The sequence below is a fragment of the Massilia sp. 2TAF26 genome, assembly GCF_052115005.1.
In the GTDB taxonomy this organism is placed as follows: Bacteria; Pseudomonadota; Gammaproteobacteria; order Burkholderiales; family Burkholderiaceae_D; genus Telluria.
This window is the reverse complement of record NZ_JBFRFV010000054.1, coordinates 1-9,735: the sequence shown is the minus strand read 5'-3', so window position 1 is coordinate 9,735 and position 9,735 is coordinate 1. Positions and strand designations below refer to the sequence as shown.

Annotated in this window: 6 protein-coding genes and 1 rRNA gene; 2 read left to right on the top strand and 5 right to left on the bottom strand. The window is 66.9% G+C overall.

The features are described 5' to 3' along the window. Positions 1 to 434: 434 nt before the first annotated feature. Complete coding sequence (locus AB4Z32_RS27135; RefSeq protein ID WP_442124931.1) at positions 435 to 2,321, top strand: sigma-54-dependent Fis family transcriptional regulator; 1,887 nt, start codon at positions 435 to 437, stop codon at positions 2,319 to 2,321. Here AB4Z32_RS27135 and AB4Z32_RS27130 read toward each other — a convergent pair. Next, positions 2,314 to 2,691: a DUF779 domain-containing protein gene (locus AB4Z32_RS27130; RefSeq protein WP_442124930.1), complete on the bottom strand. Its 378-nt coding sequence runs from the start codon at positions 2,689 to 2,691 to the stop codon at positions 2,314 to 2,316. The genes AB4Z32_RS27135 and AB4Z32_RS27130 overlap by 8 nt on opposite strands. An 8-nt stretch (positions 2,692 to 2,699) precedes the next feature. Next, on the bottom strand, positions 2,700 to 4,220 hold the full coding sequence (gene adh / locus AB4Z32_RS27125; protein ID WP_442124929.1) for an aldehyde dehydrogenase: 1,521 nt from the start codon (positions 4,218 to 4,220) through the stop codon (positions 2,700 to 2,702). Positions 4,221 to 4,442: 222 nt separating this feature from the next. Between adh and AB4Z32_RS27120 the strand changes: the two genes are divergently transcribed. Beyond that, a complete protein-coding gene (locus AB4Z32_RS27120; protein ID WP_442124928.1) occupies positions 4,443 to 6,560 on the top strand; it encodes a TonB-dependent receptor family protein in 2,118 nt (705 codons plus the stop codon). On the opposite strand, the gene AB4Z32_RS27115 is transcribed toward AB4Z32_RS27120, so the two are convergent. From AB4Z32_RS27115 to rrf, 3 genes are all read right to left on the bottom strand, one after another. Next, positions 6,557 to 8,014 (bottom strand): GTPase domain-containing protein, encoded by a 1,458-nt coding sequence (locus AB4Z32_RS27115; RefSeq protein ID WP_442124927.1) that lies wholly within the window; start codon positions 8,012 to 8,014, stop codon positions 6,557 to 6,559. The genes AB4Z32_RS27120 and AB4Z32_RS27115 overlap by 4 nt on opposite strands. Further along, the gene (locus AB4Z32_RS27110; RefSeq protein WP_442124926.1) at positions 8,011 to 9,492 is read right to left on the bottom strand and encodes a DUF2868 domain-containing protein; all 1,482 of its coding nucleotides are present in this window, start codon (positions 9,490 to 9,492) and stop codon (positions 8,011 to 8,013) included. Before AB4Z32_RS27110 ends, AB4Z32_RS27115 begins: the two co-directional genes overlap by 4 nt. A gap of 148 nt (positions 9,493 to 9,640) precedes the next feature. Further along, positions 9,641 to 9,735 (bottom strand): 5S ribosomal RNA (gene rrf, locus AB4Z32_RS27105); the annotation flags it as partial.

Sequence of the window (9,735 nt, the reverse complement as noted above, 5' to 3'; positions counted from 1 at the left end):
ATCGACTGTTGATTGTTAAAGATCGTATTCGGTACTGCCTTGCTGCATCCGGCGAATCGTTTTGTTCGTCAGCAGCAGAGAAGCGAGATTATGCAGTGTTTCGCTTACCTCGTCAACTCATCCTTTTCTGCAGTGTGCACTCGTTGTTGAATCTCGACGTGCGCTGCAGAAGCAGGAGGCGCACTATAGCAAACGGGATATGGGCGCGCAAGCCCTCCCCGGCGCAATCGGCGGCGATAAAGCAACAGGACGCCGGACTTTCGTCCGGCGTCCCGTCCTCTAGCAGGTTCTTCACACCGAGGCGCAGCATGACGCTTTCGAGACAGGAAATGAAACGAGCGCGATGGAGGCAAGCGCGCGCTTGCGTGCTACATTAGGCAATAGTCGACTTCCAGCGATAGAGCCGCGGTCCAGGGCCAACCAGGAGACATGGAATGACTTATCACCTGCCGGCGACCATCGCCAGCTCGCACCGCCGTTCCCAGCATTACGGATTGCGCGCCGACGTCCGTCCCGACTTCGATCCCCTGTCCGTTTCCGCCCTCTCGGCCCTGGGCGAGCAGAACCGCATGCTGTACAGCCATGCGCTGCCTGCGATGGAAACCCTGTACCAGCAGATCGCCAACACGCATAACACGGTCCTGCTGACCGATGCCCGCGGCGTGATCCTGCACTCGCTGGGCGATGCCGACTTCATGGAAAAAGCCAATCGTGTCGCCCTCACGCCGGGCGTCGACTGGTCCGAGGAGAGCAAGGGCACGAATGCGATCGGCACCACCATCGCCGAACAGGCGCCCACCATCGTGCACGCCGACCAGCACTACTTGACTGCCAACCACTTCCTCACTTGCTCGGCCGCACCGATCGTGGACCACCGCGGCAAGGTGATCGGCGTGCTCGACGTCAGCGGCGACCGGCGCAGCTTCCACAAGCACACCATGGCCCTGGTGCGGATGTCGGCGCTGATGATCGAGAACCAGCTGTTCGCCTCCGCCTACGAGAACGCGATCACCCTGCACTTCCATACCCGTCCGGAATTCATCGGCACGCTCATGGAAGGCATCGCCTCGTTCACGCCGGGCGGCCGCTTCCTGGCCGCCAACCGCAACGGCTTGTTCCAGCTCGGCCTGTCCGCGCCGGCCCTGCAGGCCCAGACCTTCAGTTCGCTGTTCGGCCTGCCGCTGTCGAGCCTCTACGATCACTACCGCAGCGCGGCGCCGGAACTGCTCGACCTGTGCATGCACAACGGCGTGCGGGTGCGCGGCCGCGCAGAGCTGCGCCTGAAGCATGGCGTGCAGCAGCTGAACGACGCCCCCGCCCTGCCCGCCCCCGCAGCGCCGGCGCGCGACATGCCCGCCACGCCGCAGCCGCGCTCCCGGCTGCAGGCCCTGAACACGGGCGATGCCAGGCTGGCGCAGTCGATCGCGAAAGTCGAGAAGGTCCTTGGCCAGGGCGTGCCGATCCTGATCATGGGCGAGACCGGCACCGGCAAGGAATGGCTGGCCCAGGCCATCCACCAGGATTCGCCGCGTGCGCGTGGTCCCTTCGTCGCAGTGAATTGCGCGGCGATTCCGGAAGCGCTGATCGAATCCGAGCTGTTCGGCTACGAGGAAGGCGCCTTCACCGGCGCGCGCAGGAAGGGCGCCGCCGGCAGGATCATGCAGGCCCACGGCGGCACCCTGTTCCTCGACGAGATCGGCGACATGCCGCTCGCCCTGCAGGCGCGCCTGCTGCGCGTGCTCGAAGAACGCAAGGTGGTGCCGCTGGGCGGATCGCGGCCACTGGCGCTCGACGTCGAACTGGTCTGCGCCACCAACCACGAATTGCGCAAGCGCATCGCCGCTGGCCTGTTCCGCGAAGACCTGTATTACCGCCTGAACGGCCTGGTCGTCAAACTGCCGCCGCTGCGCGAGCGCGGCGACCTCGATGCCCTCGTTGCGACGATGCTGGCCGGCGGCACCAGGCGCCGGCGCGTGGCGGGCGAGGTCCTGCACCTGTTCAGGCGCCATGCCTGGCCCGGCAATCTGCGCCAGCTCGCCAGCCTGCTGCGCACCGCAGCCCTGATGGCCGGCGGCGAGGACGAGATCGGCCTGCACCACCTGCCCGACGATTTCCTCGACGAAGCGGCGGAGGCCCGCGCTGCCGTCAACGCACCAGCGCCGGCGCCGGCCCGCACCGGGGCCGCCAGCCGGCTCGACGAACTGGAGCTGAGCGCCATCCTGCGCACCCTCGACGCCCACGGCGGCAATGTCTCCGCTGCCGCGCGCGCCCTGGGCATATCGCGCAACACGATTTATCGCAAGCTACCCAGGACTAGCTGACCGGCTGACCGCGCAGCAGCGCGCACTCCTCGTCCGTAAAAAGCCGTGAGCGCGTCAGGAAGCGCCGCCCGGTGCCGTTATCGAGCGAGAACATGCCGCCGTTACCGGCCACCACGTCGATGATCAGCTGGGTGTGCTCCCAGTAGGCGAACTGCTCCTGGCCCATGTAGAAGGGCGTCCCGTCCAGGCTACCCAGGCAGACGTCGGTGTCGCTCAGGTTGAACTCTCCCTCCGGATAGCACATCGGCGCGCTGCCGTCGCAGCAGCCGCCGGACTGGAAGAACATCAGCGGTCCGTGACGCTGCCGCAGCTCGCCGATGAAGGCGAGTGCGGCCGGCGTCGCGGTCACGCGGTCGACTGGCGTGACCATGGCGGTCCTCAGAAGAAGCCGAGCGCCTTCGGGCTGTAGCTCACCAGCAGGTTCTTGGTCTGCTGGTAGTGCTCGAGCATCATCTTGTGGTTCTCGCGGCCGATGCCCGACTGCTTGTAGCCGCCGAAGGCCGCGTGCGCCGGGTACAGGTGGTAGCAGTTGGTCCACACCCGGCCCGCCTGGATCGCGCGGCCGACGCGGAAGGCGCGGCTGCCGTCGCGCGTCCACAGGCCGGCACCCAGGCCGTACAAGGTGTCGTTGGCGATGCGCAGCGCATCGGCTTCGTCCTTGAAGGTCGTGACAGAGACCACCGGGCCGAAGATCTCCTCCTGGAAGATGCGCATCCGGTTGTCGCCCTTGAACACGGTCGGCCGCACATAGTAGCCGCCGGACAGGTCGCCCTCGTGGGTGGCGCGCTCGCCGCCGGCCAGCACCTCGGCGCCTTCCTGGCGGCCGATGTCGAGGTAGGACAGGATCTTCTCGAGCTGCTCCTGCGAGGCCTGTGCGCCGATCATGGTGTTGGCGTCGAGCGGATTGCCGGCCTTGATCTGGGCGACCCTCGCCAGCGCGCGCTCCATGAACTTCTCGTAGATCGATTCCTGCACCAGCACCCGCGACGGGCAGGTGCAGACCTCGCCCTGGTTCAGCGCGAACATCGCAAAACCTTCCAGGCACTTGTCGAAGAACTCGTCGTCAGCCGCCATCACGTCTTCGAAGAAGATGTTCGGCGACTTCCCGCCCAGCTCCAGGGTGACCGGGATCAGGTTCTGGGCCGCGTACTGCATGATCAGGCGGCCGGTGCCGGTCTCGCCGGTGAAGGCGATCTTGGCGATGCGCTTGCTGGACGCGAGCGGCTTGCCGGCTTCCAGGCCATAGCCGTTGACGATATTGATCACGCCGGCCGGCAGCAGGTCGGCGATCAGCTCCATCAGCACCATGATCGAGGCCGGGGTCTGTTCGGCGGGCTTGAGCACCACGCAGTTGCCGGCCGCCAGCGCCGGCGCCAGCTTCCACACCGCCATCAGGATCGGGAAGTTCCAGGGGATGATCTGGCCGACCACGCCCAGCGGCTCGTGGAAGTGGTAGGCATAGGTCTCGTGGTCGATGGTCGAGATCGCACCTTCCTGGGTGCGGATGCAGCCGGCAAAGTAGCGGAAGTGGTCGATCGCCAGCGGAATGTCGGCCGCCATGGTCTCGCGGATCGGCTTGCCGTTGTCGATGGTCTCGGCGGTCGCGAGCATCTTGAGGTTCTGCTCCATGCGGTCCGCGATCTTGTTCAGGATGTTGGCGCGTTCGGCGGGCGAGGTCTTGCCCCAGGCCTCCTTGGCGGCATGGGCGGCATCGAGCGCGGCGTCGATGTCTTCCGCGCTGGAGCGCGCCACCTCGCAGAAAGGCTGGCCGGTAATCGGCGTCACGTTGGCGAAGTACTCGCCCTTCACCGGTGGGACGAAGGCCCCGCCGATGTAGTTGTCGTAGCGCTGGCGGAAGGGGCTGGCGACGCCGAGTTTGCTGATGTCTGCAAGATTCATGTCATCCTCTTGTTTCGTTGTGGTTGTGTGGAACCCCTTCTCTCGCAAGCGCCATGCCAGCCCTTGCGCGGCATCGCCAAGAGGGGAAGACGCGGGCAAGGCAAGCCCGACCTGCGTCACCTGTTGTGACACCTGCTCCAGATTGACACAGTGCGAATGAGCAAGCGGACAACGGAGTTCCCGTCCGGCGGGTATAGTTCGTGCCGGAATAACGGAGAAAAGATGAAACGTCACGCCCTTGCTTCCAGCATCATCGCGGCGCTGTCCGCTGTCTACGCACCGTTCGCCCTGGCCGATGCCGACGCGAACGCGACTGTTCCGGTCGTCGTGGTGACGGCCAGCCGCACCGAACAACTCAGCTTCGACCTGCCGGCCTCGATCGACGTGATCGGGGCCGACCGCATCGGCGCCGGCCAGCCGCGCGTCAACGTCTCCGAGGCCCTGTCCGCGGTGCCGGGCCTGGTGGTGGCGAATCGCCAGAATTATGCGCAGGACCTGCAGATCTCTTCGCGCGGCTTCGGCGCCCGTTCGGCCTTCGGCGTGCGCGGCGTGCGCCTGATCGCCGACGGCGTCCCGGCCACCATGCCCGACGGCCAGGGCCAGGCCGCCACCTTCGACCTCGACCTGGCCGAACGCATCGAAGTGCTGCGCGGCCCCTTCTCGGCCCTGTACGGCAACCACTCCGGCGGCGTGATCCAGCTGTTCACGCGCGAGCCGAAAGGCGCGCCGGAAGTCGAACTGAACGTCAGCAGCGGCAGCTACGGCAGCCGCAAGACCGACCTGAACGCAAGCGGCAGCGCCGGCGGCGTCGGCTACCTGCTGGATGCATCGCGTTTCGACACCGACGGCTACCGCAGCCACAGCGCCGCCCGGCGCGACCAGGCTTATGCCAAGCTCAGCTTCGCGCCGAGCACGACCAGCAAGCTGACCCTGGTCGCCGGCGCACTGAACCAGGACGATACCCAGGATCCGCTCGGCGTCACCTGGGCCACCTGGCAGCGCGACCCGCGCGCGGGCGAGATCGACACCAGCGATCCGCGCACGCCGCAGCGCACCTTCGCCGAACGCTACAACACACGCAAGAGCATCGACCACCAGCAGCTGGGCGCGACCTGGGAACAGCGCTTCGGCAGCGACCGGCTGCGCGTGACGGCCTATGTCGGCAACCGCCGGGTGATCCAGTACCAGGCTTTCTCGCAAGCCTTCCAGGCACCGGCCAGCCATTCGGGCGGCGTGGTCGATTTCCAGCGCGACTTCCACGGCATCGACGCCAACTGGACCATGTCCCGTCCCCTCCTCGACGGCACGCTGCGCTCCACCTTCGGCATCGAGGCCGGCGCCTCGGACGACGACCGCAAGGGTTACGAGAACTTCGTCGGCACCCAGTTCGGCGTGCAGGGCCGCCTGCGCCGCGACGAGAAAGACAAGGTCAGGAACCTCGATCCCTACGCGCAGTTCGAATGGGAGCGCGGCCCCTGGGTGCTGAGCGCCGGCCTGCGCCACAGCCGGGTCGACTTCGACGTGGAAGACCGCTATCTCTCCAACGGCAACGACAGTGGCAGCGTCAGCTACCGCCACACGACGCCGCTGCTCGGCGTGCTGTACAAGATCAACCCGGGTTTGAACCTCTACGCCAGCGCGGCGCGCGGCTTCGAGACCCCGACCCTGAACGAGGTGTTCTACTCGGGCACTGGCGGCGGCTTCAATTTTTCGCTGGCGCCGGCCCAGAGCACCCACCTGGAATTCGGCGTGAAGGCCATGCCTCTCGAGGGCGTGCGCATCAATGCCGCGGTGTTCCAGGTGAAGACCAGCGACGAACTCGTGGTCGACAGTTCGTCGGGCGGACGCACCAGCTACCGGAACGCCAGCGCGACCCTGCGCCAGGGCGGAGAACTCTCGCTGGACGCCGAATGGCGGCGCAACTGGAACGCCAGGCTGGCCCTGAGCGTGCTGCGCGCCGTGTACGACGAAGGCTTCGGCAGCGTCCTCGCGGGCAGCCGCCTGCCGGGCGTGCCGAACGCCGGCCTGTACGGCGAATTCGGCTGGAAGGACAGCGCCGACCGCTACGGCGCCGCATTCGAGACCATCGCGAACACCAGGATGTATCCGGACGACGCCAACCAGGCCATGCCGGCGCCGGGCTATATGATCGCCAACCTGCGGGTGCAGGCGCAGCAGCAGCTCGGCTCCTGGCGGCTGAAGGAGTATGCGCGCGTGAACAACCTGTTCGACCGCAATTACATCGGCTCGGTGATCGTCGGCGACAGCAACCGCCGCTACTACGAAGCCGCGCCGGGCCGCAACTGGGTGCTCGGCGCGAGCATGCAGTACCGCTTCTAGGCGGCGGAGATGTGCACGCCGGGGTAGAGGCGTTCCAGCACGTCGTCGACGACCTTGACGAGCAGGCCGTACAGGCGTCCGGCGTCCTGCTCGTCCTGCGTGCGCACCTCCGCCCAGAAACGCTCCACGTCCGGGCAATGCGCCTGCAGGGCCTCCTCCACCGCCGCCTGCCAGAACGGCGGCGCCTCCCCTTCGACGAAATTCCCGCGCCCGCGTCCGAAGTGGGCGACCGCCAGGTAGCGCAGGATGCTGCCGACCATCAGCGTGCGCAGGAAGGGCGGCGCGAACTGCACCGTCGGGCGATTGCGGTCGGTGGTCGTATTGAAGCCCCAGGCCGCGCCGGCCATCGTCAGCGCACCGACGATCGCACCCAGCAGCGCGCCACCGCCCAAGGTCAGGCCGCCGGCCATCAGGTCGGCCGACAGTCCCGTCGCCGCGCCCGAGACGACCGCGCCGAGCAGGCCGGCCTGGGTCTTGTCGAGCGGCGCACGGACCTTGAAGTTGTCGCGCACGCGGGCATTGATGCGGGCCGCCTGGCCGGGGTCGAGGCGGTGCAGGGTCAGCAGGCGCGTGGTCGACTGGGCGATCCTCTCTTCCAGCCGCTCGACCAGCCGCGCCATCGCCGCTTCCTGGCGGCGCGCATCGGATTTACCGAGACGGACCGCCTTCAGCGCCGACTGCAGCAGGCCGCCGCCTTCCTCGGGAATGGCTTCGCTGTCGCGCGCGCCCGCCGCCAGTTGCTCGGCGGTGATGCGCAGCGAGTCGTGGTAGCGCGCCAGATTGTTCGCTTCCCAGGCCGCGCGCAGGCGGCCGTAGCCGGCGCGCTTGGGCTCCGGGACCAGTTTGCCGACGGCTTCGTAGAACACGTGTTCGTGCACCCAGCAGCGTGCGAAGGCGTCGAGGGCCAGCACTTCGCGCACGATAGTGTACTGGTCGAGGTGCTGCTTCCATAGCGCCTGCTCGGCCTGTTCCTCGGCCGACGGCCGCGGCGGCCCGAGCTGGTTGAGCAGGACCACGACCGGTTTGCCGAGCCACTCCAGGATGCGCATCTCGGGCGGCAGGTAGCCGGCATCGCGCGGGTGCTCGCTCGAATTCACCAGGTAGAGCACGACGTCGGCCTCGTCGCGCGCGGCGCGCAAGGCTTGCTGGCTGAGCCAGAACGGACGGTCGCGGTAGCGGTCGAAGACTTCGCGCAGGAACCAGCCGATCGGATTTCCCGACATCGCCAGCCGCTTGAGCAGGCGTACCGAGTCGCCGAAGCCTGGCGTATCCCACAGCAGCAGGCTGTCGCCCTGCTCCGTGGTCTGCAGCACGTGGGCTTCCGAGAAGGTCGTGACGTGGGCGGCGTCGCGCACCTCGCCGACGTCCATCCCGACCAGGGTGCGCGCGAGCGTGGTCTTGCCGTTATTGGTGTGCGAAACGAGCGCGAACTGGACCTTGACTCCCTCGCTCATCGTACCCCCGTCGCGGCGGCCTGGCCATTACTGCCAGCCGCGTATTTTTCAGGCTGCAGCAGGTTCACGATGGTCACCGGTACCTGGTGATAGGTGCAGAACTGCCGCCACAGGGCGATGCGCTCGGCCAGGCGCGCATCGACGCCATCCTGGCTCATGGCGCGCTCGGTCAACGCCGATTCGTCGACCAGCGCACTCACGCCGCCGGGCAGCTGGCGCGCAATCGCGGACAGCAGCGCGCCGTGGTTTTCCTGCTCGGGCGTCGCGGCCAGGCTGAACAGGACCGCGGTCACGGTCGCATCACCGGTATCGGGCCGCAGCTCCTGCAGGACGCCTTTCGGATCCTCGCCGTAGGGCAGCGAGGGCCGCAGCATGACACGGGTCTGCTCGCCGAACATGGCAGCTGCGATTGCGGACAGGCCGCGGTCGCGGCGTTCGTCGAGCGTGAAGCTGTACGGGAGCACGCGCAGGGTTACGGGACCGCGGCCGGCGCCGATGTGGTCGGCGAGTTTCAGGTAGTAGGGCTGCTGCAGGTCGAGCGGAAAGCGCCGCGCGAGGCGGGACGCACGCCAGCCGGCGAACAGGGACAGGACCAGGCGCGGCAGGATCACCAGCAGCAGCAGGGTCGCGGCATACAGGTGGACCCAGCGCGCGCCGCCGGCGCTTGATGGCTCCTGTACGAAGCGCAGGGCCTGGATGTCGGCGACGCTGAAGCCTTCGATCGGGAACAGGAACAAGGCCGGCGCGAACAGCCAGGACAGCAGCGTATGCACCTGATTGGCGTCGAGGAAGGTGCTCTCCCAGCCGGCCGCGTACTGCGTCAGCAGGCCGCGCGCATACAGCGAGATGATGGCGCCGAGTGCGAAGGCGGCGGCCGACAGGTGGACCGTGCGGCTCAGGCGCGCGTGGTTCAGCTTCCAGGAGAGCTGGGTCCAGTCGACCGTGTACGCGCCGAGGGCCGCCGTGAGCGGCGCCGGCAGCTTGCGCGGCAATTTCGCTTTGCCGACGCTGAGCCTGCGCATCCACTCGGGCCCGACCCATCCGGTGCGCTTCGATGGAATCAGGAGCCAGGCCAGCAGGATCACATACACCAGCAGGTTCCAGCCGATGATCAGGAGAAGCGGCGCCGACAGCAGGTCGACGCGATGCGGATCGGCGATATGGTCGATGGCGGCGCCGGCAATCAATGCGAACAGGGGCAGCAGCACCGACAGCATGGGCAGCAAAGGGCGCCGGTTCAGGAAAGTGCGGAAAGCGGGGGTGCGCTCGGCGAGACGCTTGAGGATCTGCTCGGAGCGCTGCTCCAGGAAATGGTCGAGCGTGAGTTCCGACTTGCTGTCGGCCGCGGACCACTGGGCGAGTTCGCGCGCGCTGCGGCTGGCGTACATGCGGTCGTCGTCGCTCAGGACTTCGTGTTTGATATCCGCGGTCTCGATGGCGCGGACCAGGGTGACCTTCCTCGCAACCTGTTCTTTCATGCTGTTTGCCTTGATGGTTAGACAACAGCTGCATTGTGCCGCAAATCGCTACAGGCCGACGGATTGGAGGACCAGAAAGCGGTTTCAGGCACGCCAGAAAAGCAAAAAGCCCGCTCAATCGAATTGAGCGGGCTTCTGCGAATAATTAGCCTGACGATAACCTACTTTCACACTGGTTGCAGCACTATCATCGGCGCAAAGTCGTTTCACGGTCCTGTTCGGGATGGGAAGGGGTGGTACCGA

Excerpts from the sequence above, each read along its gene's own strand:
- AB4Z32_RS27135 (WP_442124931.1), top strand. The coding sequence starts at position 435 with ATGACTTATCACCTGCCGGCGACCATCGCCAGCTCGCACCGCCGTTCC.
- AB4Z32_RS27130 (WP_442124930.1), bottom strand. The coding sequence starts at position 2,691 with ATGGTCACGCCAGTCGACCGCGTGACCGCGACGCCGGCCGCACTCGCC.
- adh (WP_442124929.1), bottom strand. The coding sequence starts at position 4,220 with ATGAATCTTGCAGACATCAGCAAACTCGGCGTCGCCAGCCCCTTCCGC.
- AB4Z32_RS27120 (WP_442124928.1), top strand. The coding sequence starts at position 4,443 with ATGAAACGTCACGCCCTTGCTTCCAGCATCATCGCGGCGCTGTCCGCT.
- AB4Z32_RS27115 (WP_442124927.1), bottom strand. The coding sequence starts at position 8,014 with ATGAGCGAGGGAGTCAAGGTCCAGTTCGCGCTCGTTTCGCACACCAAT.
- AB4Z32_RS27110 (WP_442124926.1), bottom strand. The coding sequence starts at position 9,492 with ATGAAAGAACAGGTTGCGAGGAAGGTCACCCTGGTCCGCGCCATCGAG.